25 protein-coding genes and 1 pseudogene are annotated in these 22,702 nt (G+C 63.2%); 14 read left to right on the top strand and 12 right to left on the bottom strand.

Translation table 11 applies throughout. The annotated features are described in order from the left end of the window. Positions 1 to 110: 110 nt before the first annotated feature. Together ACOZK4_RS20695 and ilvN are read left to right on the top strand one after the other, a co-directional pair. A complete protein-coding gene (locus ACOZK4_RS20695) occupies positions 111 to 1,889 on the top strand; it encodes an acetolactate synthase 3 large subunit (RefSeq protein ID WP_421593534.1) in 1,779 nt (592 codons plus the stop codon). A gap of 19 nt (positions 1,890 to 1,908) precedes the next feature. Next, positions 1,909 to 2,481, top strand: a complete 573-nt coding sequence (ilvN, locus tag ACOZK4_RS20690; protein WP_313527199.1) for an acetolactate synthase small subunit — start codon at positions 1,909 to 1,911, stop codon at positions 2,479 to 2,481. Positions 2,482 to 2,544: 63 nt separating this feature from the next. Here ilvN and ACOZK4_RS20685 read toward each other — a convergent pair whose 3' ends face one another. After that, on the bottom strand, positions 2,545 to 3,390 hold the full coding sequence (locus ACOZK4_RS20685) for an aldo/keto reductase (RefSeq protein ID WP_421593533.1): 846 nt from the start codon (positions 3,388 to 3,390) through the stop codon (positions 2,545 to 2,547). A gap of 125 nt (positions 3,391 to 3,515) precedes the next feature. Between ACOZK4_RS20685 and ACOZK4_RS20680 the strand changes: the two genes are divergently transcribed. From ACOZK4_RS20680 to ACOZK4_RS20665, 4 genes are read left to right on the top strand one after another with little or no spacing between them, the layout of a single operon-like run. Continuing rightward, positions 3,516 to 4,109 carry a LysE family translocator gene (locus ACOZK4_RS20680; protein WP_313527205.1) on the top strand — a complete coding sequence of 198 codons (594 nt, stop codon included), beginning with the start codon at positions 3,516 to 3,518 and terminating at the stop codon, positions 4,107 to 4,109. Between the two features lie 34 nt (positions 4,110 to 4,143). Continuing rightward, positions 4,144 to 4,776: a nitrile hydratase subunit alpha gene (gene nthA / locus ACOZK4_RS20675; RefSeq protein WP_421593531.1), complete on the top strand. Its 633-nt coding sequence runs from the start codon at positions 4,144 to 4,146 to the stop codon at positions 4,774 to 4,776. After that, the gene (gene nthB / locus ACOZK4_RS20670) at positions 4,773 to 5,432 is read left to right on the top strand and encodes a nitrile hydratase subunit beta (RefSeq protein WP_421593530.1); all 660 of its coding nucleotides are present in this window, start codon (positions 4,773 to 4,775) and stop codon (positions 5,430 to 5,432) included. The genes nthA and nthB overlap by 4 nt, the downstream gene beginning before the upstream one ends. Beyond that, positions 5,419 to 5,775 (top strand): nitrile hydratase accessory protein, encoded by a 357-nt coding sequence (locus ACOZK4_RS20665; protein WP_421593529.1) that lies wholly within the window; start codon positions 5,419 to 5,421, stop codon positions 5,773 to 5,775. Before nthB ends, ACOZK4_RS20665 begins: the two co-directional genes overlap by 14 nt. Here ACOZK4_RS20665 and ACOZK4_RS20660 read toward each other — a convergent pair. Then, entirely contained in the window at positions 5,772 to 6,863 is a 1,092-nt protein-coding gene (locus ACOZK4_RS20660) for an AbrB family transcriptional regulator (RefSeq protein ID WP_421593528.1), read from the bottom strand. The genes ACOZK4_RS20665 and ACOZK4_RS20660 overlap by 4 nt on opposite strands. Positions 6,864 to 7,005: 142 nt before the next feature. Here ACOZK4_RS20660 and ACOZK4_RS20655 point away from each other — a divergent pair, with 142 nt between their 5' ends. Next, positions 7,006 to 8,133: an ATP-dependent RecD-like DNA helicase gene (locus tag ACOZK4_RS20655; protein WP_313527220.1), complete on the top strand. Its 1,128-nt coding sequence runs from the start codon at positions 7,006 to 7,008 to the stop codon at positions 8,131 to 8,133. Positions 8,134 to 8,307: 174 nt separating this feature from the next. Here the strand turns inward: ACOZK4_RS20655 and ACOZK4_RS20650 are convergent, their stop codons facing one another. Next, positions 8,308 to 8,991 carry a MerR family transcriptional regulator gene (locus ACOZK4_RS20650; protein ID WP_313527325.1) on the bottom strand — a complete coding sequence of 228 codons (684 nt, stop codon included), beginning with the start codon at positions 8,989 to 8,991 and terminating at the stop codon, positions 8,308 to 8,310. 335 nt (positions 8,992 to 9,326) lie between these two features. Further along, positions 9,327 to 10,430, bottom strand: coding sequence for a hypothetical protein (locus ACOZK4_RS20645; protein ID WP_421593527.1), 1,104 nt, complete (start codon positions 10,428 to 10,430; stop codon positions 9,327 to 9,329). 252 nt (positions 10,431 to 10,682) lie between these two features. On the opposite strand from ACOZK4_RS20645, the gene ACOZK4_RS20640 reads away from it, so the two are divergent. Further along, a complete protein-coding gene (locus tag ACOZK4_RS20640; protein WP_421593526.1) occupies positions 10,683 to 11,435 on the top strand; it encodes a pyridoxine 5'-phosphate synthase in 753 nt (250 codons plus the stop codon). A 41-nt stretch (positions 11,436 to 11,476) separates the two neighbouring features. On the opposite strand, the gene ACOZK4_RS20635 is transcribed toward ACOZK4_RS20640, so the two are convergent. Continuing rightward, entirely contained in the window at positions 11,477 to 12,364 is an 888-nt protein-coding gene (locus ACOZK4_RS20635) for an SDR family oxidoreductase (RefSeq protein ID WP_421593525.1), read from the bottom strand. A 160-nt stretch (positions 12,365 to 12,524) separates the two neighbouring features. Between ACOZK4_RS20635 and ACOZK4_RS20630 the strand changes: the two genes are divergently transcribed. Together ACOZK4_RS20630 and ACOZK4_RS20625 are read left to right on the top strand one after the other, a co-directional pair. Continuing rightward, positions 12,525 to 12,932: a winged helix-turn-helix transcriptional regulator gene (locus tag ACOZK4_RS20630; RefSeq protein ID WP_421593524.1), complete on the top strand. Its 408-nt coding sequence runs from the start codon at positions 12,525 to 12,527 to the stop codon at positions 12,930 to 12,932. 22 nt (positions 12,933 to 12,954) lie between these two features. Continuing rightward, the gene (locus ACOZK4_RS20625) at positions 12,955 to 14,199 is read left to right on the top strand and encodes an FAD-dependent oxidoreductase (RefSeq protein WP_421593522.1); all 1,245 of its coding nucleotides are present in this window, start codon (positions 12,955 to 12,957) and stop codon (positions 14,197 to 14,199) included. On the opposite strand, the gene ACOZK4_RS20620 is transcribed toward ACOZK4_RS20625, so the two are convergent. Both ACOZK4_RS20620 and ACOZK4_RS20615 read right to left on the bottom strand, forming a co-directional pair. Next, positions 14,187 to 15,149 (bottom strand): bifunctional helix-turn-helix transcriptional regulator/GNAT family N-acetyltransferase, encoded by a 963-nt coding sequence (locus ACOZK4_RS20620; RefSeq protein ID WP_421593521.1) that lies wholly within the window; start codon positions 15,147 to 15,149, stop codon positions 14,187 to 14,189. The two genes, ACOZK4_RS20625 and ACOZK4_RS20620, sit on opposite strands and share 13 nt — an antisense overlap. 54 nt (positions 15,150 to 15,203) lie before the next feature. Next, positions 15,204 to 15,917: an aspartate/glutamate racemase family protein gene (locus ACOZK4_RS20615; protein WP_421593519.1), complete on the bottom strand. Its 714-nt coding sequence runs from the start codon at positions 15,915 to 15,917 to the stop codon at positions 15,204 to 15,206. Between the two features lie 168 nt (positions 15,918 to 16,085). Between ACOZK4_RS20615 and ACOZK4_RS20610 the strand changes: the two genes are divergently transcribed. After that, on the top strand, positions 16,086 to 16,547 hold the full coding sequence (locus ACOZK4_RS20610; RefSeq protein WP_421593581.1) for an Lrp/AsnC family transcriptional regulator: 462 nt from the start codon (positions 16,086 to 16,088) through the stop codon (positions 16,545 to 16,547). Positions 16,548 to 16,604: 57 nt separating this feature from the next. Here the strand turns inward: ACOZK4_RS20610 and ACOZK4_RS20605 are convergent, their stop codons facing one another. The 4 genes from ACOZK4_RS20605 to ACOZK4_RS20590 all read right to left on the bottom strand — a co-directional run bounded on the left by ACOZK4_RS20605 (position 16,605) and on the right by ACOZK4_RS20590 (position 18,177). Next, on the bottom strand, positions 16,605 to 16,814 hold the full coding sequence (locus tag ACOZK4_RS20605; RefSeq protein ID WP_064330432.1) for a cold-shock protein: 210 nt from the start codon (positions 16,812 to 16,814) through the stop codon (positions 16,605 to 16,607). Positions 16,815 to 17,006: 192 nt separating this feature from the next. Next, complete coding sequence (locus tag ACOZK4_RS20600; RefSeq protein ID WP_421593518.1) at positions 17,007 to 17,369, bottom strand: DUF4087 domain-containing protein; 363 nt, start codon at positions 17,367 to 17,369, stop codon at positions 17,007 to 17,009. A 10-nt stretch (positions 17,370 to 17,379) separates the two neighbouring features. Then, positions 17,380 to 17,679, bottom strand: a complete 300-nt coding sequence (locus ACOZK4_RS20595) for a hypothetical protein (RefSeq protein ID WP_421593516.1) — start codon at positions 17,677 to 17,679, stop codon at positions 17,380 to 17,382. Positions 17,680 to 17,796: 117 nt separating this feature from the next. Next, the gene (locus ACOZK4_RS20590; protein ID WP_421593515.1) at positions 17,797 to 18,177 is read right to left on the bottom strand and encodes a hypothetical protein; all 381 of its coding nucleotides are present in this window, start codon (positions 18,175 to 18,177) and stop codon (positions 17,797 to 17,799) included. Between the two features lie 395 nt (positions 18,178 to 18,572). On the opposite strand from ACOZK4_RS20590, the gene ACOZK4_RS20585 reads away from it, so the two are divergent. From ACOZK4_RS20585 to ACOZK4_RS20575, 3 genes are all read left to right on the top strand, one after another. Then, the gene (locus tag ACOZK4_RS20585; RefSeq protein ID WP_421593514.1) at positions 18,573 to 19,220 is read left to right on the top strand and encodes a TetR/AcrR family transcriptional regulator C-terminal domain-containing protein; all 648 of its coding nucleotides are present in this window, start codon (positions 18,573 to 18,575) and stop codon (positions 19,218 to 19,220) included. 58 nt (positions 19,221 to 19,278) lie between these two features. Next, a complete protein-coding gene (ilvC, locus tag ACOZK4_RS20580) occupies positions 19,279 to 20,298 on the top strand; it encodes a ketol-acid reductoisomerase (RefSeq protein ID WP_117366444.1) in 1,020 nt (339 codons plus the stop codon). Positions 20,299 to 20,849: 551 nt separating this feature from the next. After that, positions 20,850 to 22,073: a PLP-dependent aminotransferase family protein gene (locus ACOZK4_RS20575; RefSeq protein ID WP_421593512.1), complete on the top strand. Its 1,224-nt coding sequence runs from the start codon at positions 20,850 to 20,852 to the stop codon at positions 22,071 to 22,073. 148 nt (positions 22,074 to 22,221) lie between these two features. Here ACOZK4_RS20575 and ACOZK4_RS20570 read toward each other — a convergent pair. After that, positions 22,222 to 22,702: pseudogene (locus ACOZK4_RS20570) on the bottom strand (peptidase M20); the annotation flags it as partial.

Below are 22,702 nucleotides of genomic sequence, written 5' to 3'. Positions count from 1 at the left end.
TCCGGCGAAAGCACCCATGCGCGGTAAGCAGGCTCCTCCAAGGGGCCTTTTTTTATGCCCGAAAATTCGATAAGCACCCTGGAAATACGAAAGAGACGGACGGGAAACCGATGAGCGGAACAGAAAACCAGATGACGGGCGCCGAGATTGTCTTGCAGGCCCTGAAAGACAATGGCGTAGAACATATCTTCGGCTATCCCGGCGGCGCCGTGCTGCCGATCTACGACGAGATCTTCCAGCAGGACGATATCGAGCACATTCTCGTTCGCCACGAGCAGGGCGCCGGCCACATGGCCGAAGGCTATGCCCGCTCCACCGGCAAGGTCGGCGTCATGCTGGTCACGTCGGGTCCGGGTGCGACGAATGCCGTCACGCCGCTGCAGGATGCGCTGATGGATTCCATCCCGCTCGTCTGCCTCACCGGTCAGGTTCCGACCACGCTCATCGGTTCCGATGCCTTCCAGGAATGCGACACGGTCGGCATCACGCGCCCCTGCACCAAGCACAACTGGCTGGTCAAGGACGTCAACGATCTCGCCCGCATCATCCATGAGGCCTTCCGCGTCGCGCAGTCCGGTCGTCCGGGCCCCGTCGTCGTCGATATCCCGAAGGACGTGCAGTTTGCCACCGGCACCTACACGCCGCCATCGGCCGCCCCCGTTCAGAAAAGCTACCAGCCGAAGATCCAGGGTGATGCCCGCGCGATCGAAGCGGCCGTCAGTCTGATGAAGTCGGCCCGCCGCCCGATCATCTATTCCGGCGGCGGCGTCGTGAATTCCGGTCCGGAAGCCTCGCGCCTGCTGCGCGAACTCGTCGAGATCACCGGTTTCCCGATCACCTCCACGCTGATGGGCCTCGGCGCCTATCCGGCTTCCGGCAAGAACTGGCTGGGCATGCTCGGCATGCACGGTTCTTACGAGGCGAACATGGCGATGCATGACTGCGACGTCATGGTCTGCATCGGCGCGCGCTTCGACGACCGTATCACCGGCCGCCTGAACGCCTTCTCGCCGAATTCGAAGAAGATCCACATCGATATCGACCCGTCCTCGATCAACAAGAACGTCCGCGTCGACGTTCCGATCCTGGGCGATGTCGGCAATGTCCTGGAAGACATGGTCCGTCTATGGCGGGCCGGCGCCAAGGACTACGACAAGTCGCAGCAGGGCGACTGGTGGTCCTCGATTGCCAAGTGGCGTGCGCGCAACTCGTTTGCCTACAAGGCGAGCAACGACGTGATCATGCCGCAATATGCGATCGAGCGGCTCTATGAGCTGACCAAGGACCGCGACACCTACATCACGACGGAAGTCGGCCAGCACCAGATGTGGGCGGCGCAGTTCTACGGTTTCGAACAGCCGAACCGCTGGATGACTTCGGGCGGCCTCGGCACGATGGGCTACGGCTTCCCGGCGGCGATCGGCGTGCAGGTCGCGCACCGCGACAGCCTCGTCATCGACATCGCGGGCGATGCCTCGATCCAGATGTGCATTCAGGAAATGAGCTGCGCGGTCCAGTACAATCTGCCCGTCAAGATATTCATCCTGAACAACCAGTATATGGGCATGGTGCGCCAGTGGCAGCAGCTGCTGCACGGCAACCGCCTGTCGAATTCTTATACGGAAGCCATGCCTGACTTCGTCAAGCTGGCGGAAGCCTATGGCGGCGTCGGCATCGCCTGCGACAAGCCTGCCGATCTTGACGGCGCAATCCAGGAGATGATCGACGTCAACCGCCCGGTCATCTTCGATTGCCGCGTGGCGAACCTCGCCAACTGCTTCCCGATGATCCCCTCGGGCAAGGCACATAACGAAATGCTGCTGCCCGACGAGGCCACGGACGAAGCGGTCGCCAACGCGATCGACGCCAAGGGCCGCCAGCTCGTTTGATGAAAAGGTAGAAACGATCATGAACGCACACCTACAGCCCACCGGTTCTGCCTACTTCATCGCCAAGGAAACCCAGGTCGCGGAGAGCCACACGCTCTCCGTGCTGGTCGATAACGAGCCCGGCGTGCTTGCCCGCGTCATCGGCCTGTTCTCCGGCCGCGGCTACAACATCGAGAGCCTCACGGTTTCCGAGACCGAGCACGAGGCGCATCTGTCGCGCATCACCATCGTGACGCGCGGCACGCCCAGCGTGCTGGAGCAGATCAAGTCGCAGCTCGAGCGCATCGTGCCGGTCCACCGCGTCGTCGACCTCACCGTGCGCGCCAAGGCGCTCGGCCAGGAACGGCCGATCGAGCGGGAAGTGGCGCTGGTGAAGATCGTCGGCTCCGGCGAGATGCGCCAGGAAACGCTGCGTCTGGCCGATGCCTTCCATGCCAAGGTCGTCGATGCGACGACGGATCATTTCATCCTGGAAATCACCGGCAAGTCCTCGAAGATCGACCAGTTCGTGGCGATCATGAAGCCGCTCGGCCTCGTCGAAGTCTGCCGCACCGGCATCGCCGCGATGAACCGCGGCCCGCAGGGCATGTGAGATTTCTCACGGTTTGAATTCGGCAAAGGGCCTTTCCGGAAACGGAAAGGCCCTTTGTTTTGCTCAGATCATCTCCAGCGGCCGCTTGCGGGTCGGTGGCGGGAAGGCTTCGTCGAGAAGGCGCAGGTCCTCCGAGGTCAGGCGGATTTCCGAGGCGCGGAAATTGTCGCGTACCCGTTCGGGCGAGCCGGATTTCGGGATGGCGATGACGCCGGCCTTGGTGAGCAGGAAGGCGAGCGCGACCTGGGCCGAGCCGACATTGTGAATGCGGCCGATCTCCTCCAGCACGGGATGGCCCAGAAGGCGGCCCTCGTCGAGCGGTGAATAGGCCATGATCGGGATGCCCTGCACCTGGCTCCAGCGCAGGAGATCGAATTCGATGCCGCGGCGGGCGAGATTGTAGAGCACCTGATTGGCCGCCGGGCGACGCGGCTCGGCGTCTTCGAGCAGTTCCCGCATGTCGGAAATGTCGAAGTTCGAGACGCCCCAGGCGCCGATCTTGCCCTCAGCCTTCAGCGTCTCGAAGGCCTCCACCGTCTCGGAGAAGGGGTGGCGGCCGCGCCAGTGCAAGAGGTAGAGTTCGATATGGTCGGTGCCGAGGCGCTTGAGGCTGGCTTCGCAGGCGGCGATCGTACCCGCGCGGCTGGCATTGTAGGGCAGCACCTTGCTGACGAGAAACACGTCGTCGCGCCGTCCCTTGATGGCCTCGCCGACGACTTCCTCCGCGCCGCCGTCAGCATACATTTCCGCCGTGTCGATGACCGTCATGCCGAGATCGAGCCCGGCACGCAGGCTTGCGGCCTCCTCGGCCATCGATGCCTCGCCTTCGCCCATATGCCAGGTGCCGAGGCCAAGGGCCGGGACCTGTTTTCCGCCGGGAAGGGTGACTGCCGGTAGTTCCGCTTTCATGCTGCACTCCACGAGAGACGCCATACATCAGCAATCGGAATTGTGTGTATGACAAGAATTGGCTGGTCGTCGCCAAGAGATGGACTATCAATCGGAAAAAACAATCCGGATCACAAGAGACTGCCATGCAGATCGAAATCTTTCTGGCGCTGCTGGTCTTCGCCTTCACGACCTCCATCACGCCCGGCCCGAACAATATGATGCTGTTCGCCTCCGGCGTGAATTTCGGTTTCGTGCGCACGATCCCGCATATGTGCGGCATCGGCGTGGGTTTCCTCGTGCTGCTCTTAGCCGTCGGTTTCGGGCTCGGCGCGCTGCTGGAGGCCGTGCCGTTGGTCTATACCGTGCTGAAATTTGCCGGCGGCGCCTATCTCGTCTGGATCGCCTGGAAGATCGGCACCTCGCGCTCGCTCGGCGAGGGCAAGGCCGGTGCCCGGCCGATGAGCTTCCTGGAGGCCGCCGCCTTTCAATGGGTCAATCCGAAGGCCTGGGTCATGGCCGTCTCCGCCATGGCGACCTATACCAATTCGGCCAATTACACGATGAGCGTGCTGATCGTCGGCATTGCCTTCGCGATCGTGAATTTCCCGAGCGTCTCGACCTGGGCCGGCTTCGGCTCGGCGCTGCGCGAATGGCTGTCCGTGCCGGTCCGGTTGAAATGGTTCAACATCACGATGGCGCTGCTGCTCGTCGCCAGCCTCTGGCCGATGCTGCGCTAGGAGCGTATGAAAAGGCAACGCCTGAGGGACTGCCATGTTGCATGATCACGACCACGACGACGATCACCATCACGACAACCACTTCTCGCCGATGGAAGCGCGCGTGCGCGCGCTGGAAACCATCCTGACGGAGAAGGGCCTGATCGATCCCAAGGCGATCGATGTCATCGTCGAGACCTATGAGACGAAGATCGGTCCGCGCAACGGCGCGCGCGTCGTGGCCAAGGCCTGGGCGGACCCGGATTTCGCCGACTGGCTGAAGCGGGATGCCACGGCGGCGATTGCCAGCCTCGGTTATACCGGCCGGCAGGGCGAGCATATGCGGGCCGTGTTCAACGATGACGAGACGCACAATCTCGTCGTCTGCACGCTGTGCTCCTGTTACCCCTGGTCCGTGCTCGGCCTGCCGCCCGTCTGGTACAAGGCGCCGGCCTATCGCTCGCGCGCGGTCATCGATCCGCGCGGCGTTCTGGCGGAATTCGGCGTGACTCTTCCCGAGACCCAAAAAATCCGCGTCTGGGATTCGACGGCGGAGCTGCGTTACCTCGTCGTGCCGCAACGCCCCGAGGGCACCGAGGAACTGGACCAGGAAGCGCTCGCCGATCTCGTGACGCGCGATGCGATGATCGGCACCGGGCTGGCGCTGGCGCCGGAGGCACGGCCATGAACGGGCCGCACGATCTGGGTGGCCAGCATGGTCTCGGCCCGGTCGCGCCGGAGCCGAACGAACCGTATTTTCACGGCGACTGGGAAAAGCGGGCGCTGGGCGTGACGCTGTCCTGCGGCGCTTTCGGCGCCTGGACGATCGACGAGAGCCGCCACGCGCGCGAAAACATCCCGCCCGCCACTTATCTCTCGGCGAGTTACTACGAGATCTGGATCCGGGCGCTGGAAACGCTGTTGCAGCGCCACGGCTTCGTCAGCGCCGCGGAACTGGCCGAGGGCCGGATGCTGGAAAAGGGCGCCACGCCGAAGCGTGTCCTGAAGGCCGACATGGTGCCGGCGGTGCTCGCCAAAGGCGGCCCTTGCGACCGGCCGGTGGAGGAAGCCCCGCGCTTTGCCGCCGGCGCACGCGTGCGCACCCGCAATTTCAACCCGACGACCCACACGCGCCTGCCGCGTTATGCCCGCGACAAGGTCGGCGTGATCGAGACCGTGCAGGGCGCCTTCGTGTTTCCCGACGACAATGCGCATGGCAAGGGCGAAAGCCCGCAATGGGTCTATACCGTCGTCTTCGATGGCGGTGAGATCTGGGGCGAGGGTGCTGCACCCGGCCTGACCGTCTCCATCGATGCCTGGGAGAGCTATCTTGAGCCGGTGTGAGACGCTTGCCGATACACCCGGCCTGCCGACATCCGCCGAGGGTGACCCAATCTTTGCCGAGCCCTGGCAGGCGCAGGCCTTTGCGATGACGGTGCGGCTGCATGAGCAGGGCGTGTTTTCCTGGGCCGAATGGGCCGAGGCGCTGTCGCGCGAGGTGCATCGGCCCGGTCGTGCCGTTGATGGCGCCGATTATTTCGAGTGCTGGGTGACGGCTCTGTCATCGCTGCTTTCCGCGCGCGGCGTGGCAAGTGAGGCGGAACAAACCGCACTTTCCGACCGCTGGGCGCGCGCCGCCGAGGCGACGCCGCACGGCAAGCCTATCCTCCTTGAGAACGCCGGCTAGATCCGGTCGGCCACGAAGCGGGCAAGCCACGGGCCGATGAAGGTCACGAGGATCAGCCGCGCCGTCTGCAAGGTCATGACGAAGGCGATGTCGACATTGGCGGAGGCGGCGATGACGGCAACCGAATCGAGGCTGCCGGGGCTGGTGGCGAGATAGGCCGTCAGCGGATCGACGCCGAGCAGGAAGACGAGCCCTGCCGCCAGAAGGCCTGAGAAACAGAGCAGCGCGACGATGGAGAGCACCGTCGGCAGCATGGCGCGGCGAGCATGCATGAGGATGGCGCGTGTGAAACCGAGGCCGATGTTCCAGCCGAGCAGCGCAAATGCGATGACCAGCAGTCCTTGCGGCAGGACGATCGTCACGGTGCCGGACGTGTTGAGCACCGAGGCGAGGGCGAAGGGGAGAAGGAAGGCACCGGCCGGAATGCGCAGCTTCTGAGCGACAAGGCCGGCAAGAATGCCGATGGCCAGCATCGCGACGAGCGGAAGCAAGGGTACCGGCTCGAACCAGGCATGTGGCGGTGCGGCCGCACCCTCATGGCCGGCAAAATGCGCGACCAGTGTGGCGAGGCTCGCGACGAACAGCACGCGCAGATATTGCATGAAGGCGACGAGGCGCATATCGGCGCCATAGGCTTCCGCCATCATCAGCATGGAGGAGGCAGCGCCCGCCGAAGAGCCCCAGATCGCCGTCGTTCCGGGCAGGACGCCGGTGCGTGCGATCATCCAGCCGCTGAAGGCGCTGACCGCGATCACGGAAAAGACGACGGCGAGGATCAGCAGCCAGTTGTCGAGGAAGGTGGCGACGAAATCCTGCGACACCGTGCCGGCGATCATCAAAGCGAGGACGACCTGCACGACGAAGAAGCAGAGGCGCGGCAGGCGGATCGTGCCGCCGGCAAGCGCCACGACGATGCCGGCAAGCATGGGGCCGATCATCAGCGCCGCCGGAAAGCCGGTCATGTAAAGCGGTGTGGTGGTTACCAGCGACAGGCAGGTCACGCAGGTCCATTGCAGGGCGGCGGGCAAGCGTCCAAGGCCGCTGGGCGGGGATACGGTTTCATCTGGGGTCGGGGAGGCGGGGGACACGTCATCGCTCCGTGGATCGTGTTTTCCATACAGCGACGCCGCCGTGACGAACAGGGCCAAAACAGGGGGTGGGCGGATTGTGCAGCCTGCGAACGGGGTTCCGCCTCTTGCTTCGCGGGCGCGAATCCTGCCAAGTCCCGGCATGGAATTCGCACCCCAACAGGATGAAGCGCTCAAGGCCGTCGCAAAGTGGCTGAAGGACGGGCGCGAACCGCTTTTCCGGCTGTTCGGTTATGCCGGAACGGGCAAGACGACGCTGGCCAGGCATTTTGCCGAAAATGTCGATGGCGAGGTGCTGTTTGCCGCCTTCACCGGCAAGGCCGCGCAGGTGCTGCGCTCCAAGGGCGCGAGCAATGCCAAGACGATCCATTCGCTGATCTATCGTCCGCGTGGCGAGGAAGAGGTGTCGGACGAGGAGACGGGCAAGACCTCGATCTCGCCGATGTTCTCGATCAACCGCCAGAGCCCGGTCGCCAAGGCGGCCCTCGTGGTGGTCGACGAATGCTCGATGGTCGACGAGGCGCTCGGCCGCGACCTGATGAGCTTCGGTACACCGATCCTGGTGCTCGGTGACCCCGGCCAGCTGCCGCCTGTCACCGGCGGTGGTTACTTCACCAACCAGGAGCCGGATTATCTGCTGACGGACATCCACCGGCAGGCGCGCGACAACCCGATCATCCGCCTTGCCATGCAGGTGCGCGAGGGCAACGACATCGGTTATGGCGACTATGGTGCCGCACGCGTCATCGGCCGCAACGAGGTCGACCAGACCCTGGTGCTCGAGGCCGATCAGGTGCTTGTCGGCACCAACCGCACGCGCCGGCGCTATAACCAGCGTCTTCGCGAGCTGAAGGGGTTTACGACGGACTATCCGCAGTCCGGCGACAAGCTGGTCTGCCTGCGCAACGACCCGGCCAAGGGCCTGCTCAACGGTTCGCTCTGGCAGGTGATGAGTTCGTCGAAGGAAACGGTGAAGCCCGGCATCAACCTGATGATCCGGCCCGAGGACGACGACATGGATCGCGGCGCGGCCAAGATCAAGTTGCTGAAGGCGGCCTTCGAGAACCTCGAGGAGGAAATCCCGTGGTCGACGCGCAAGCGCTATGACGAGTTCGATTTTGGCTATGCGTTGACCGTGCACAAGGCACAGGGCTCGCAGTGGAACGATGTCGTTCTGTTCGATGAGAGTTTTGCATTCCGCGACACGCGCGAACGCTGGCTTTACACTGCCATTACGCGCGCCGCGGAAACGCTCACCATCGTACGATAGACGGATCTTTTTCGCTGAAGCGCGAAAAGGATCCATCCATTTTTCTCACGCAATTCCGGGCGCAAAACCGCGGTGCACTTTTGCTGGAATTGCTATGGGACCCGTACGACGAACCGCCTTTCAGGAGGCGGAGACGAGAGGCCGGTCATCATGTCCGGCCGCTTAACGCCAGCCTTAATGGCCGACGATCCCGAGCATGACCGCCTTGGCGACGGCCTGGAAACGGTTGTTGCTGTTGAACTTGGCGATGATGTTCTTTTCCATAACCTGCACTTCGCCGGGCTCGACTTCGAGCGCACGGGCGATGCGGCTCGTCGGATAGCCCTCGGCCATCAGCGAGAGGCAGCGCAGTTCCGCGGCGGTCAGATGCGCCTGCGGCGTGTTGTCGTTGGTCTCGGGCTCGAGCGCGCCGGTGAAATCGAGCAGTTCGTTGATCTGCTGCATCTGGCGGCGGATCGTCGATTGCTGGGCGGCCAGCTCGCGCTTGCGCGCCGTCATAGCGGTGCGGAAGATCATGTCGGCCTCGTCCTGGCTTTCGGCGGACGAAAGGCGCTCCAGCAGTTCCTGGATGACCGCGACGGGCATGCCCGTCTCGCGACAGGTGTTGACCACCGCCATCTGCTGGATTTCTTCCGGGCCATAGACGCGCATGGGCCCGACGCGGGCGGCCTTCAGCAGGCCCTTTTCCTCGTAGAAATGCAGCGTGCGGTGCGTGACGCCGAAGGCATTGGCCATATCGGCGATCGCCAGACGTCCCGCCGGCAGATTTTCCGGGAGCGGGGTCACGGGCAGATAACGGATGGATTTACGCGCGCCGGAGCGGGCGTCGGCGGCGACTTTCTTCGACTCGTTCGTCATCATGAAAGCAGCCCGCAAAAAAGAAGATCGGTCATGTCATTACCCCCGGTCGCCAGCCTACACCTCGTTCAGAGACGAGGCTTCAAGACGGCGAAAAACGCCCCATTATCGCTCGCCGCTTCTCCGGCCTGTCTGCCAGGAAACCACCTACGACTCTGCCTGGGTTCCAGATCCATCTCGCGAGGAGATTGTGCAGGAATCCAAACCCCGAAGCGGCACAGAATACCAATCCGCCCAGGTTCATAAAATAAACCCTGGGGCCGGGCGTGCCTATCGTTATATCTAGGGATGTATTTCCTGGGTCGGCTTCCCGCTTTGCGGCGGGGAAGAGCGGACTATCGCGTCAGGGTGGCGCCGGCGTCGTCAACGATTGCCGCTTCGGCCAGCGCTGCGCCCGGCGTGATCGTGCAGGCCGCCGGCTGGCGGAAGTGCGGCGTGCCGCGCGGCGTCGATTGGCTGCTGTGGGAAAGGCATTCCATCACGCTGCTTGCCGTTCCCTTGCGGATGGCGTGGCGGTAAAGCGGTCCGCTGGCCGAAAGGGTCCGGGCGGCGAAGGCGACGGCTTCATAGGCGATGCCCGCTTCGCTCTTCAATTGATCACGCGAAAAATGCCGCGCGTAGATCGTGGCGCCGGACTGATCGTGGATCAGTCTTGCATAGACGCCGAGCCCATCCGGCCGGTTCTCCACGCGGATGGAATAGGAAAGCGGCGGCGGCGCACCGGTCTCAAGCGTATCTGCCAGACGCACGGTGCGGTGATATTCCGCCGAATTGGAAATGGCGCGGGCAAGCGCGTTGCACTCGCCGCTCTGCGGCCAGCATTGCAGGATGTGCAGCTGCGGCAATAGCTCGACCATGCCGCCGAGCCTGTTTTGCATCGACAATACCTGCTGCACCTTGGCGACGGCCGCATTGGTGGCTTCGGGATAGAAGGAGGGCGCAAGGAAGAGCAGCGGCAGCAGCGAGAAGAGCGCAAGCGGCGAGGAGATCGGCTTGGGAAGCCATGAGCGCTTTGGCCTCGATACGGCATTGGCGAGAAGCCGCGTTGTCTCTGCCTCGTCAATTGCCGGTTTATCGCCGGCATCTGCCGCGATTTGCGCAACGCTGTATTCCGGGACGTAACTGCCGAGCGGCACGCGGATGCGCAGCTGTTCAGCCGTGCCTTCGGTCTCGTAATATTGCTCGAGAAGCTTGCGCAGCTTGCCGGCCTGCACGCGCACCAGCGGATCGTTGCCGGCGTCGAAGCCCGGCGGCCGGCCAAACACGTCGATGCCGATGCTGTAGCCCTTGAGCTGGGCGGCTTTGCCGGCCAGTTCGTTCTCCACAACATAGGAGAGGAACGAGCGCAACCGCTCGGAGCGGGCGAAGGTTTCGCTCGCAATGACGGCATGAAGCGCGCGCCGCACGAGATCGCACGCCGGCCTGTCGGTCCTGCTCATGGTGTCGCCACAGAGGAGGCCATCGTCGCTGCCTGAGTTCCTTCCCCATTTCGGAACAGAGGCGGCCGGAATGACCGCTACCCCCAAAAATCACGGGGAGTTTAGCGGTGATTCTTGATGAACGGCAAGGGGTGGTTGACCACGTGTGCGGCAATTGTCCGCCATCGTACCGCCATCCGGCGTTTTCAGGCGATTGCCCTTGTGGAAACAACGCGCTAGACCTTGTTTTCAGTCATAGGAGCCCGCGTCGTCATGCCTGCGAAACTGTCGGTCAATCTCAACGCAATCGCCATGCTGCGTAACCGCCGGGACCTGCCCTGGCCGAGCGTCACGGCACTTGGCCGGATTGCGCTTGAAGCGGGCGCCTGCGGCCTGACCGTGCATCCGCGCCCCGACCAGCGCCATGTGCGCTTCAGCGATCTCGGCATGATCCGCAGCCTCATCGACACCGAATTTTCCGGTACCGAATTCAACATCGAGGGCTTCCCGGAAGAGAACTTCATGCGCCTCATTGAGGAACACCGTCCCGAGCAGGTGACGCTGGTGCCGGATGATCCGGCGCAGGCGACCTCCGACCACGGCTGGGATTTCCGCAAGAACCACAATCTGCTCGGTAACATCATCGAGCGGCTGAAGAAATTCGGCCTGCGCGTTTCGGTCTTCGCCGATGGCGAGCCGGATCGGGAATCGCTGACGATCGCGCGCGATCTCGGGGCCGACCGGATCGAGCTTTACACAGGCCCCTATGGCGGCTGCTACGATAATCCGGCGGAAGCCGTGCGCATGGTCGAACTGCTTGGGGAAACGGCGGATATCGCCTTCGAACTCGGCCTTGGCGTCAATGCCGGCCATGATCTCACGGTCGCCAACCTGCCGGCGCTCATCGGCCGCATTCCGCGTCTCGAGGAGGTCTCCATCGGCCACGGCCTGACCGCCGACGCGCTGGAATATGGCATGGCGGAGAGCGTTCGCCGCTTCCGCCGCGCCTGCGGTCAGGATGTCTGACGCAATGCGGCGCCCCTTTGGAGCGCCGCATCTTTTCGCGATCAGCCGAGGAAGGCTGCCTTGCTGGCGGCAACGAAATCCTCGAAGGCTGTCGGCTTGCGGCCGGAGAGCGCCTCCGCATCGCCGGTGACGGCTGCGATCTTGCCTTCGCGCGTGTTGGCGTCGAAGGAGACGATGGTGGGGATAAAGCCTTCCGGCAGGCCGGCGCCCTTCAGGCCCTCGGCAAGCTGCGCATCCGTGACATGCACGACCTTCAGTTCCTTGCCGGTGGCGGCGGAGACGATGGCGGCAATTTCTTCCGCCGTGCGCGCCTTGGTGCCGGTCAGCGTGTAGATTTTGCTCTCGTCGCCGGCCTTCAGGATTGCGCCGGCAAGGGCGGCGGCGGTGTCAGCGCGGGTGATGTGGGCGATCTTGCCCTGACCCGTCGAGGTGTACCAGGAGCCCGTCTGAAGCGCGTGCGGCAGCGACATGACCAGGTTTTCCGCATACCAGCCGTCGCGCAGGATCGTGTAGGGAATGCCGGTCGCCTGGATGGCCTGTTCGGTGCCGAGATGGTCGGGGGCGAAGGTGACGAGCGAATCGTCCGGCTGCGGGATCGACGTGTATAGGATGTGCTTGGCGCCGGCCTTCTTGGCGGCAGCGACGGCGGTCTTGTGCTGGGCGAGGCGCTTGCCGGGAACGCCCAGTTCGTCGGTGGAGATGATCAGGATCTTGCCGGCGCCGGCGAAGGCGGCGTCGAGCGAGGCCGGGTCGTCGAAATCGGCGGCGCGCACGGTGACACCCTTGGCGGCATAGCCGGAGAGTTTTGCAACGTCGCGCGTCGTGGCGATGATATCGGTCGGAGCCACCTCGCCGGAGGCGATGAGGTTGTCGAGGACGAGGCGGCCGAGCTGGCCGGAAGCGCCGGTGACGAGAATGGTGTCGGTCATGTCTATGCCTTTCTGGGCAGGGTTTCCGGCTGGGGCAGGGGGGATACCGTCGAACCCGTGGATGTCGGTCTCTTATTGAGACTTGCTCTTATCTGGTAATCTGATAGAGCCTGTAAAGGAGGCAGTTTTTTCTGCGGTGGTTACCTGGAGGGAACCGACTATGAACAAGATCGTCGGCAGCGCCGATGGCGAACGCATCATGCTCATCGATGGCGTGCCCATGTCGATGGACGACTGTCCGGTGCGCGACGTGCTCGACAGCGTCGGCGGCAAGTGGACGTCGCTGATGATCCTCGGCCTTGCCGATGGGCCGCGCCGCTTCTCGCAGCTGCGCCGCTTGATTCCCGATATTTCGCAGCGCATGCTGACCCAGACGCTGCGCGACCTCCAGCGCGACGGCTATCTCACGCGCACCGTCTATCCGACCCAGCCGCCGAGCGTCGAATACAAGCTGACGCCGCTCGGCCATTCCTTCCTTGCGCTTCTACGCACGCTCGTGCAGTGGTCTTCAGAAAATCATGCCGCGATCCGGGCCGCACGTACGGCCTATGACGCGGAACAGGACTGACGAAGGCGCAGCGGGGACGGGCATGAAGCCACTGGATATCGGCATTGCCGGCGCGGGCCCCGCAGGCCTTGCAGCCGCACTGTTCCTTGCGCGTGCCAGCCATCGGGTCGAATTGATCGAGCGCTTCGAGCGCCCTTCGCCGGTGGGATCGGGTCTCCTGATGCAGCCGACAGGGCTGACCGTGCTCGATGCGCTCGGCCTTTCGCCCGCCATCCATGCGCTTGGAAACCGCATCGATCGGCTGCACGGCGCCGATGCCCTGAGCGGCAGGACGGTGCTCGATGTGCGTTACGACGCGCTGGCCGGCGGGCGCTATGGCTTGGCGGTGCACCGTGCCGCGTTGTTTTCAACCTTGCATGATGCGGTCGTAGCGGAAGGTCTGCCCATTCGCACCGGCATCACGCTGGCGAAAGCCGAAACGCGGCAGGCTCGCACGGCGCTGCATGATCCTGAGGGCGAGATCGTCGGCGACTACGATCTGGTAATCGATGCGACGGGCGCGCGGTCTCAGCTCGTCGCCGCCTCCGTCGTTGCGCCGCCGGTCAAGGCACTGCCCTGGGGCGCCTTCTGGGCGACGCTGGATTGCGATGGCATCGCGCATGACTCTACGGCCCTCTCTCAGCGGTATGACGCTGCGAAAGTCATGATCGGCGTGTTGCCGGTCGGCCGGGCGCATGCCGGCGAGGGGCGCAAGGCCGCGTTCTTCTGGAGCCTCAAGACGGCAGAGGCGGAGGCGGTGAAGCAGGCCGGTCTCGATCGCTGGAAAGCCGGCATTGCCGGCTACTGGCCGGAGGCGGTGCCGTTCCTCGACCAGATCACGGACTGGGACCAGCTGACGCTCGCCCGCTACGCCCACCGCACCACGCTGCCGCCCTGTGCGGACGGCATCGTCTTCATTGGCGACAGCGCGCATTCGACGAGCCCGCAGCTCGGGCAGGGCGCGAACATGGCTTTGCTGGATGCTGCGGCGCTGGCGCATGCGCTGTCTTCGGCGGCGACGCTGGACGAGGGGCTTGCGGCCTATGCAAATGCGAGGCGCAACCATGTGCGCCTCTTCCAGCTGCTCTCCTATGTCTTCACGCCGTTCTACCAGTCGGATTCGCGGGCGATCGCCTGGCTACGCGACCGGCTCGTGGCGACGGTCGCGAAAATTCCGCCAGCACCGCAGATACTTGCGGCGATCGTGTCCGGCACGCTTGCCGACCCGTTCACGCGGGCCGGTCTGGAAGAGTGCCGCTGGCTGGAGAGCGTGCTTCAGGAGGCATGACCCGGCGGCTGCCAGCCATCGAGATCGAGCGCCCAGGTCTGGCCGACGAGGTCCTTGCCGAAGCTGTGATGCGCCTCTTCCTTTTCCAGCACGAAGCCGGCCGCCTGATAGATGCGCCGGGCCGCGATCAGGATGTCGTTCGTCCAGAGTTCCAGCCTGCTGTATCCGGCGTCCTGAGCAAAACGGATGCACTCCGTCACCAGCCGCGTGCCGAGCCCCTGGCCGCGAGCGGCATCCGAGACATGCAGCAGGCGTAGCTTCGCCGTCGTCTCGTTCGCCTTGACCAGGAAGACGCTGCCGACGAACTGGCCGTCCTGTTCGGCGATCCAGCAGCGTTCCCGTGCGGGATCGAAATGGCGCAGGAACTGCGCGCAGATTTCCGCCACCAGTGCCTCATATTCCGCGTTCCAGCCATAGGTTTCGGTATAGCTCTGGGCCTGACTGGCGATCACGCGGCCCATATCGCCGGGGCGATGGGGACGGATGACGGCTTTGCCAGATGCGCCGGTGAGCAGGGTCGTGGCGCGGTCCAGCGCCGCCGTCAGGTCCAGCCGTTCGGTTTGCGCTAAAGGTTCGATAAGCTTTGCGATGCTTTGCCGGGAACGTATGGCGAGATCGGCCGCGACGGCCCGGCCGTTTTCGGTCAGGCCGAGCAGGCGTCCGCGTCCGTCCGCCGGGTCCCTGCGGGCATCGACAAAACCTTTGCCGACAAACGTCTTGAGCAGACGACTGAGATAGGCGGGATCGAGCGACAGTTCCTCGGTGAGCTGCGAGGCTGACGTGGTGCCGCGTGCGGCAAGCTCATAGATCACGCGCGCTTCCGTCAGCGTATAGGGCGTGTCGAGATAGGCGCGGTCGAGCACGCCGATCCGGTTGGTGTAGAAGCGGTTGAAGGCGCGGATCGTCTCGATCGGGTCTGATGCGGCTTCGTCAGGGGCATGGGCAGTCATGGTGATCTCCTTCGACCACCATGTTTCCCAATTTAATTGACTGAGTCAAATAAATTACGCGGCCTTGCTGGCGACATCAGTGCCGAGGGCGAAATCGACGGCGGCTCTGGCGTGGATCGCGGTGGAATCGAAGCCGGGCAGGGCAAGCGCATCGGGATCGAGCAAAAGGCAGATTTCCGTGCAGCCGAGGATGACGCTGTCGGCGCCCTCAGCGCGTGCGGCATCGATCAGCGCCAGCACGCGGTCGCGCGAGGTGTCGAGCACCTTGCCCTGGCACAGCTCGTTGAAGATGACGTCGTGCATCAGGATGCGGCCAGCTTCGTCGGGCACCATGACGTCGAGGCCGGCGGCCTTCATGCGTTCCGCATAAAATCCGTGTTCCATCGTGTAGCGCGTGGCGAGCAGCAGCGGACGGCGCTTGCCGGCGGCGCGGATTTCGCCTGCGGTTTCATCGATGATGTTGAGGAGCGTCGCCTTGGTGGCGCCCTGCACGGCATCGGCGACGAGATGCATCGTGTTGGTGCAGATCAGCACACAATCGGCGCCGGCCTTTTCAAGACCGGCGGCAACCGCACCGAGCCGTGCGCCGGCGGCGTCCCAGCGGCCGGCCTTCTGAAGCTCGACGATCGACTGGAAATCAACCGAATGCACCAGCACTTCCGCCGAATGCAGGCCGCCGAGCCGCTCACGCACGGCCTCGTTGATCATGCGGTAATAGACCGCCGTGCTCTCGAAGCTCATGCCGCCGATAAGGCCGATTGTTTTCATGGTCGTTTCCTCCGCTCTGTCTGGATGGCAGGGAGAATGCAGTGCAACCGCCGGCGATTGTTCGCAATGTTCGCGCCTAATCCACGAATTGGCAGGAAATTTTCTTGCATAAAATTCAAGTGACGCTCATTGCTTGCGTGAATGAAGGCGGCGATGGAGAATCCCTGCGTGCTGGACGAACGAGACCGGAAATTGCTGGCGCTGTTGCAGGAGGATGCGGGTGCGCCCGTTTCCATGCTGGCGGAAAAGGTGAGCCTGTCGCTCTCGGCCTGCGCGCGGCGTATCCAGCGGCTGGAGGAGAGCGGCCATATAGCGGGCCGGGTCGCGCTGCTCGATCGTGACAAGATGGGTGTGCCGACGACGGTTTTTGCCCTCATCAAGACCGCCCATCACAGCGACGACTGGATCGCGCTGTTTTCGAAGGCGATCGCGGATATTCCCGAGGTCGTCGAGGCGCACCGGCTGACCGGCAATTACGATTACATCTTGAAGATCGTGCTGCCACGCGTCGAGCACTATGACGTGGTCTACAAGCGCATCGTGCGCCGGGTCGAGCTTTTCGACGTGTCGGCGTCGATCTCGATGGAAAGCCTCAAGAGCGGATCGCGCCTGCCTGTCGAGCATGCCTGAAAGCACGCACAAAAAAGGCCGGTAAAACCGGCCTTTTTCGGTGTCTGTTGCGACAGATCAGGCTGCGACGAGCTGATCAGCCGACATCTTGCCGGACTTACGGTCGCGAACCAGTTCGAAGGAAACCTTCTGGCCTTCGTTGAGGGCAGCGAGGCCCGCGCGCTGTACAGCGGAGATGTGGACGAAAACGTCCGGCTCACCGCTGTCCTGCTGAATGAAGCCGTAGCCCTTGGTCGTGTTGAACCACTTTACGGTACCAGTTGCCATGACGAAACCTTTCCTAGCCGTCAAATCAATCTTCGGCCGCCCGTCGGGCGGCCTTGGGTGGTCGAATTTGAAGGGGAAGTTCGTGGAGCTGCAGGCTGGAAACCCGCAAATGCGACGTCAACGTTCAAATCTCGATGCGGGAGAAATAAGTGCTTCGGCGCGACCGGTCAAGACGCGCCCGCACGCTCGTCCTTATTCCGGTGCGGAAAGTGCCTCGTCGTTCGCGCATTGCGAGATGGGCAGTTGCCGGAAGGAATAAATCGCGACGATCCGGCCTTCGTCTTCATCCGTGTCGACCTTCAGGCAGGCGCAGGCATAGCCGTAATTGCCGTTGGTGTGCACATAGTCGCCTTCGGAAATATCGGGAATGCGGTCCATGCCGTCGGGCTCGGTGCCGCCGCCCTGGCTCATCATCGTCCATGTGCCGTCGGCATCGTCCAGCCACCAGTTGCCCGGCGTCGGGTTCTGTAGCCAGCCGCAGCGGCTTTCAGCAGCGTTGGCGGCGGTGGAAAGGGTTGCGAGCGTGAAGAGCGCGGCAAGAAGGGTCTTTTTCATAGGCGTGCTCTTAGTTCTGGATCTTCTTGCAATGGAACATGTCGCCGCTCGTCTCGGACGCCCAGTCCATCTCTGTGCCGGTGAAATTGGCGAGACCGATGCGGTAGTCGTCGGCGAAGGTCAGCGTATAGGCGCCGCCATCCTTTTCGCTCTTGAGGATCGGCATCGGGCCTTCGCCCGAATCATAGGTGTCGGCGGTGAAGGTGAAGGTCGAGACCTCGCAATCCCAGGTGCCGACATAGGGCGGCTCCTTGGCAGCGGCGGCGGGCAGGACGGAAACAAGCAAGGCGGCGGCGACGAGACGAAGCATGGCGCGGGATCCGAAACAGGAGTGTGGATACTCCCGTAACGGGCGAGGGCCGTCAATTATTCCCGCATGGGTGCTGCCGGTACGAAAAAGCCCCGCCGGAGCGGGGCTTTCCTGAAATCAGGCGGGGCGTCGCTTGTCGACGCGGTTATGGTCGAGAAAAGCGGCAATGGCCGCTTCGCCGCAGAGGCGGCGCTGTTCGACGAGGGCGGATGCAAGGCGGGCGGCATCGCCGAAGGTGGCGATGTCGGCATTTTCCGCCGCCGGATTGCGGGCAAGGCAATCGGCGACGATATCCGCCATGGTGCGCGGCAGGAGGTCGGTGCAGTCCAGCATGCTGTCGAACACGGCGCCGATGGGAACGATCTTGTCTTCGAAGATCACCATCGGTTCGGCGCGTTCGTCTTCCCAGGCATCGAAGGCCTCGAGAGCGTCACCAAACAGTTGCTGAAGCGTGATGGGAGCATGTCCTTCGTGAAGGTCTGGCAGGAAATTCAACATTTTCTGTCTCCTTGGCGTAAGGGCGTTTCGCTTGTTACTCCTGTACATAGACCCCTGGGTTCAGGCTTGCCGATCCGCGACGCAAATCGGCCTGCTGCACCGCAGGTCTCACAAATCTTAACAAGGGGAAACGGATTGGGAAGCGAAATATTTTATTGTGAGCCGGCTCGCGATCGCACTCCCTTGGAGTTCTGTTTCAAAACAGCGACATAGGCGAAAGAAATTTTTGAGCCGCTTTGTGCATTGCGGTGCGGGCCTGTGTCCGCACGCCGAAATATCAAGATACCAAATCGCAGTTTTTTCAGCTTCGGCAAGAAGAGCGTTGACCAGGGCACCGGACATCGCTAGAAGATGCGAACCGTACCGTACGGTACGCAAAATGACGGGTGGAAATCTTGCATATCGCAGAGCAGGCAAAGACGGGCGCGGCCGCCGCGGGACTGACGGAACGTCAGGGCGCGGTGCTGGAGCGTGCGCTCGGCCTGCTGGTGGAGGGCGGCGAACGGGCCCTGACCACGGCCGGAGTGGCGCGTGCTGCGAACTGTTCGAAGGAAAGTCTTTATAAGTGGTTCGGCGATCGCGACGGGTTGATCTCGGCGATGATCACCTACCAGGCCGGCAAGGTGCGCACCGTCGAGGTCGATGCGCGCGCCCTGACGGCGGAAAGCCTGCGCAAGCATCTCGTCGCCTTCGCAGGCGATCTGATCGACGTGCTCTCGGGCGACGTGTCGCTGGCGCTGAACCGCCTTGCCATCGGCCAGGCGAGCCGCGAGGGCGCCGGTCTCGGCCGCCTGCTGCAGGAGCGCGGCCGCCGGCAGATCGGCAAGCGTGCCGCAGCGCTGCTCGAAGCCGGCCGCAAGGCGAAGCTGCTTGCATTCGACACCGCCGACGAGGCATACGGCACGCTCTACGGCCTTGTAGTCTCCGACATGCATCTGCGCATGTTGCTGGGCGAGGACGCTAGCGCACTCAAAAAGGAATTCTCGCCACGCGCGGAGAAGGCGGTCGACGCCTTCCTGACGCTTCACGGCGCGAAAGGGTAAGGCCGGCAGGAAAACCGCCGGTTCAGGTTCAAACAGACAGCAAGGGAAGGAACCATCGATGCGCGTCTATTACGATCGTGATGCCGATCTCAACCTCATCAAGGCGAAGAACGTCGCCATCGTCGGCTACGGCTCGCAGGGCCGTGCTCACGCCCTCAACCTCAAGGATTCCGGCGCCAAGGGCGTTGTGATCGCGCTCAAGGCCGGTTCGCCGACGATCAAGAAGGCCGAAGCCGACGGCTTCAAGGTCATGACGGTCGCCGAAGCCGCCAAGTGGGCCGACCTCCTGATGATGGCGACCCCGGACGAACTCCAGGCCGACATCTACAAGGCCGAAATCGCCGGCAACATCCGTGACGGCGCCGCCATCGCGTTCGCCCACGGCCTCAATGTGCATTTCGGCCTCATCGAGCCGAAGTCCTCGGTCGACGTCGTCATGATCGCGCCGAAGGGCCCGGGCCACACGGTTCGCGGCGAATACCAGAAGGGCGGCGGCGTTCCCTGCCTCGTTGCCGTTCACCAGAACGCTTCGGGCAACGCGCTTGACCTCGCGCTCTCCTACGCCTGCGGCGTCGGCGGCGGCCGTTCGGGCATCATCGAAACCAACTTCAAGGAAGAGTGCGAAACCGACCTCTTCGGCGAACAGGTCGTTCTGTGCGGCGGTCTCGTCGAGCTGATCCGCGCCGGCTTCGAAACGCTGGTCGAAGCCGGTTACGCGCCGGAAATGGCCTATTTCGAGTGCCTGCACGAAGTAAAGCTCATCGTCGACCTGATCTATGAAGGCGGCATCGCCAACATGAACTACTCGATCTCCAACACAGCCGAGTGGGGCGAATACGTCACGGGTCCGCGCATCATCACCGCCGACACCAAGGCTGAAATGAAGCGCGTCCTCAACGACATCCAGACCGGCAAGTTCACCTCCGAGTGGATGCAGGAATGGAAGGCCGGCGGCGCACGCTTCAAGGGCATCCGTCGCAACAACGACTCGCACCAGATCGAAGAAGTCGGTGCGAAGCTGCGCGGCATGATGCCGTGGATCGGCAAGAACAAGCTCGTCGACAAGGCTGTCAACTAAGTGGCTTGCCGATCCCCGTTGATTGCTTGCATGCCTGCGGCAATGCGGTGATCGGCAAGAACAAGCCGGTCGACAAGGCCGTCAACTAATCGTCCTGCGCGAAAGCGCAGACGAAGGACCGGGCGTTATCCGCCCGGCCCTCTATTTCAGTCAATCTGAAATAATGCAGCGCATCCTCTGATCTATTGCGGCGCAGCAAGTAATAATCTTGCGCGGACGGCGAAACGGGAACAAAATACGCAAGTGTTTCGTTCAGCCGTCAGGAGGATGGTGCGATGACCACGATTATCCAATACTTCGCCTGGTTCGACCTCTTTATCCTGGGCAGTATAGCCATGCTTGTCCTGCTCAGCCTTTACAGCGACCGCGCCACCTGAGCGCTCCCGCAGTCTGAAACGGCAACCGGAGCAGGGATGCTCCGGAAAGTCTATGTCTGCGCGAAACCTTGTTGGTGCACCTTTTTCTCCGTGCGAATATTTAGGTCAGCATTATTGACATAAATACGGCGCCGTGATGAGGTGCGTTCAAACAACAAGCCCGAGGAAACCCCTATGTTCAAATGGGAACAGGCCTTCGCGACCCGCGCGTCGCGGATGAAGGCATCCGAAATCCGTGAACTCCTGAAACTGCTGGAGCGGCCCGATATCATCTCGTTTGCCGGCGGTATTCCGGATCCGGCCCTGTTTCCCAAGGAAGCCTTCTCCGCCGCCTATACGGACGTGCTGGCCGGCGAGGGCGCCAATGCAGGCCTGCAATATTCCGTCAGCGAGGGCTATAAGCCTCTGCGCGAGTGGCTTGCCGGCGAAATGGGCAAGCTCGACATTCCCTGCACCGCCGACAATGTCTTCATCGTCTCCGGTTCGCAGCAGGGCCTCGACTATCTCGGCAAACTCTTCCTGTCGCCGAAGGACACCGCGCTCGTCACCTGGCCGACCTATCTCGGCGCGCTGCAGGCCTTCAATGCCTATGAGCCGACCTATGACCGCCTGAACCTTCAGGGCAACCGCACGCCGGACGCTTATCGCGCCACAGCGACGGACGCGGGCGGCCGCGTCAAGTTTGCCTATCTCTCGGCCGATTTCGCCAATCCGACCGGCGAAACCGTCGATCGCGCCGGCCGCGAAAAGCTGCTGTCGCTTGCCGAAGAACTGGACATCCCCGTCATCGAGGACGCGGCCTACCAGTCGCTGCGCTATGACGGCGAAGCCGTGCCGCCGATCCTGGCGCTGGAAATCGCCAAGACCGGCGATATCGACGCCGCCCGTACCATCTACTGCGGCTCCTTCTCCAAGACGCTGGCTCCGGGCCTGCGCGTCGGCTACATCGTCGCGGCCGCGCCCGTTATCCGCAAGCTCGTGCTGATGAAGCAGGCGGCGGACCTGCATTCCTCGACCATCAACCAGATGGCCATCGCTCATGTCGCCGAGCGCGGTTTCGACGCGCAGGTGGCGAAGATCAAGGCCGCCTACAGCGCACGCCGCGATGCCATGCTGGCGGCGCTCCAGAAATACATGCCGGAAGGCGTTTCCTGGACGAAGCCGGAAGGCGGCATGTTCGTCTGGGTGACGCTGCCGGCCGGCATGGACGGCGCGAAACTGCTTGCCCGCTCCATCGAGACGGAAAAGGTCGCCTTCGTGCCCGGTCAGGCCTTCCACGCCGACGGCAGCGGTGCCAACACGCTGCGCCTCAGCTTCTCCTGCGCCGATGCGGCGACCATCGAGGAGGGGATTTCCCGTCTCGGTCGTCTGCTAAATACCGAGCGGCTTGCAGCCTGAGCGGAAACCCCTCCCTAAATCCCTCCCCACAAGGGGGAGGGACTAACCTGCGGCACTCTCGGCTAACGATTTCTTGCGAGGAGCTTGCCGCTGGCTTTTCTCCCCCCTCGTGGGGGAGATGCCGGCAGGCAGAGAGGGTCTTGCCTGCCTATGCCGCCAGCCAAACCAGCGCCGATTCGAACACCAGATCCGGCAGAACCTCGAACGTATAGGGCGCATGCACGCGCTCCCACTTCTGGTGATAATCCCGCCCCCACGGCCCGATATTGACCGTCGGGAAAGACAGCAGTCCGTCCGGCGCGTTGTCGGTGAAGGCCGCCGATGGCGTGTTGGCGGCGAGCAGGCCGGTTTCGCCGGCGTTCGGCCGATGGCCGAAGAAGCTCATGTCGGAAATGCCGGCAAAGATCTGCTTGAACTTGATCGACGTGCCGTGCCGCCTGGCGGCGTCCTGCATGACCGTTTCCAGCCGGCCCTGTATCAAGCGCCCGGTCTCGCCGGCGCGCTCCAGATGGACCAGCGGATAATGCAGGCTGCCGAAGCCGATAATGACGGCGGGGCCCTCGATCCCTGCTTCCGTCGCAGCTGCCGCCACGATCTCCCGGCTGACCTTCAGAGGATCGGTGCCGCCT

Origin of the sequence: Shinella sp. M27 (genome assembly GCF_049199905.1) — a bacterium.
In the GTDB taxonomy this organism is placed as follows: domain Bacteria; phylum Pseudomonadota; class Alphaproteobacteria; order Rhizobiales; family Rhizobiaceae; genus Shinella.
The sequence above is the reverse complement of the archived record's forward strand: the minus strand, read 5'-3'. Positions and strand labels throughout refer to the sequence as shown.

What these genes read in the sequence shown, in the direction of transcription:
- ACOZK4_RS20695 (WP_421593534.1), top strand. Translation starts at nt 111, where the DNA reads ATGAGCGGAACAGAAAACCAGATGACGGGCGCCGAGATTGTCTTGCAG.
- ilvN (WP_313527199.1), top strand. Translation starts at nt 1,909, where the DNA reads ATGAACGCACACCTACAGCCCACCGGTTCTGCCTACTTCATCGCCAAG.
- ACOZK4_RS20685 (WP_421593533.1), bottom strand. Translation starts at nt 3,390, where the DNA reads ATGAAAGCGGAACTACCGGCAGTCACCCTTCCCGGCGGAAAACAGGTC.
- ACOZK4_RS20680 (WP_313527205.1), top strand. Translation starts at nt 3,516, where the DNA reads ATGCAGATCGAAATCTTTCTGGCGCTGCTGGTCTTCGCCTTCACGACC.
- nthA (WP_421593531.1), top strand. Translation starts at nt 4,144, where the DNA reads ATGTTGCATGATCACGACCACGACGACGATCACCATCACGACAACCAC.
- nthB (WP_421593530.1), top strand. Translation starts at nt 4,773, where the DNA reads ATGAACGGGCCGCACGATCTGGGTGGCCAGCATGGTCTCGGCCCGGTC.
- ACOZK4_RS20655 (WP_313527220.1), top strand. Translation starts at nt 7,006, where the DNA reads ATGGAATTCGCACCCCAACAGGATGAAGCGCTCAAGGCCGTCGCAAAG.
- ACOZK4_RS20650 (WP_313527325.1), bottom strand. Translation starts at nt 8,991, where the DNA reads ATGACGAACGAGTCGAAGAAAGTCGCCGCCGACGCCCGCTCCGGCGCG.
- ACOZK4_RS20645 (WP_421593527.1), bottom strand. Translation starts at nt 10,430, where the DNA reads ATGAGCAGGACCGACAGGCCGGCGTGCGATCTCGTGCGGCGCGCGCTT.
- ACOZK4_RS20640 (WP_421593526.1), top strand. Translation starts at nt 10,683, where the DNA reads ATGCCTGCGAAACTGTCGGTCAATCTCAACGCAATCGCCATGCTGCGT.
- ACOZK4_RS20635 (WP_421593525.1), bottom strand. Translation starts at nt 12,364, where the DNA reads ATGACCGACACCATTCTCGTCACCGGCGCTTCCGGCCAGCTCGGCCGC.
- ACOZK4_RS20630 (WP_421593524.1), top strand. Translation starts at nt 12,525, where the DNA reads ATGAACAAGATCGTCGGCAGCGCCGATGGCGAACGCATCATGCTCATC.
- ACOZK4_RS20625 (WP_421593522.1), top strand. Translation starts at nt 12,955, where the DNA reads ATGAAGCCACTGGATATCGGCATTGCCGGCGCGGGCCCCGCAGGCCTT.
- ACOZK4_RS20620 (WP_421593521.1), bottom strand. Translation starts at nt 15,149, where the DNA reads ATGACTGCCCATGCCCCTGACGAAGCCGCATCAGACCCGATCGAGACG.
- ACOZK4_RS20615 (WP_421593519.1), bottom strand. Translation starts at nt 15,917, where the DNA reads ATGAAAACAATCGGCCTTATCGGCGGCATGAGCTTCGAGAGCACGGCG.
- ACOZK4_RS20605 (WP_064330432.1), bottom strand. Translation starts at nt 16,814, where the DNA reads ATGGCAACTGGTACCGTAAAGTGGTTCAACACGACCAAGGGCTACGGC.
- ACOZK4_RS20600 (WP_421593518.1), bottom strand. Translation starts at nt 17,369, where the DNA reads ATGAAAAAGACCCTTCTTGCCGCGCTCTTCACGCTCGCAACCCTTTCC.
- ACOZK4_RS20595 (WP_421593516.1), bottom strand. Translation starts at nt 17,679, where the DNA reads ATGCTTCGTCTCGTCGCCGCCGCCTTGCTTGTTTCCGTCCTGCCCGCC.
- ACOZK4_RS20590 (WP_421593515.1), bottom strand. Translation starts at nt 18,177, where the DNA reads ATGTTGAATTTCCTGCCAGACCTTCACGAAGGACATGCTCCCATCACG.
- ilvC (WP_117366444.1), top strand. Translation starts at nt 19,279, where the DNA reads ATGCGCGTCTATTACGATCGTGATGCCGATCTCAACCTCATCAAGGCG.
- ACOZK4_RS20575 (WP_421593512.1), top strand. Translation starts at nt 20,850, where the DNA reads ATGTTCAAATGGGAACAGGCCTTCGCGACCCGCGCGTCGCGGATGAAG.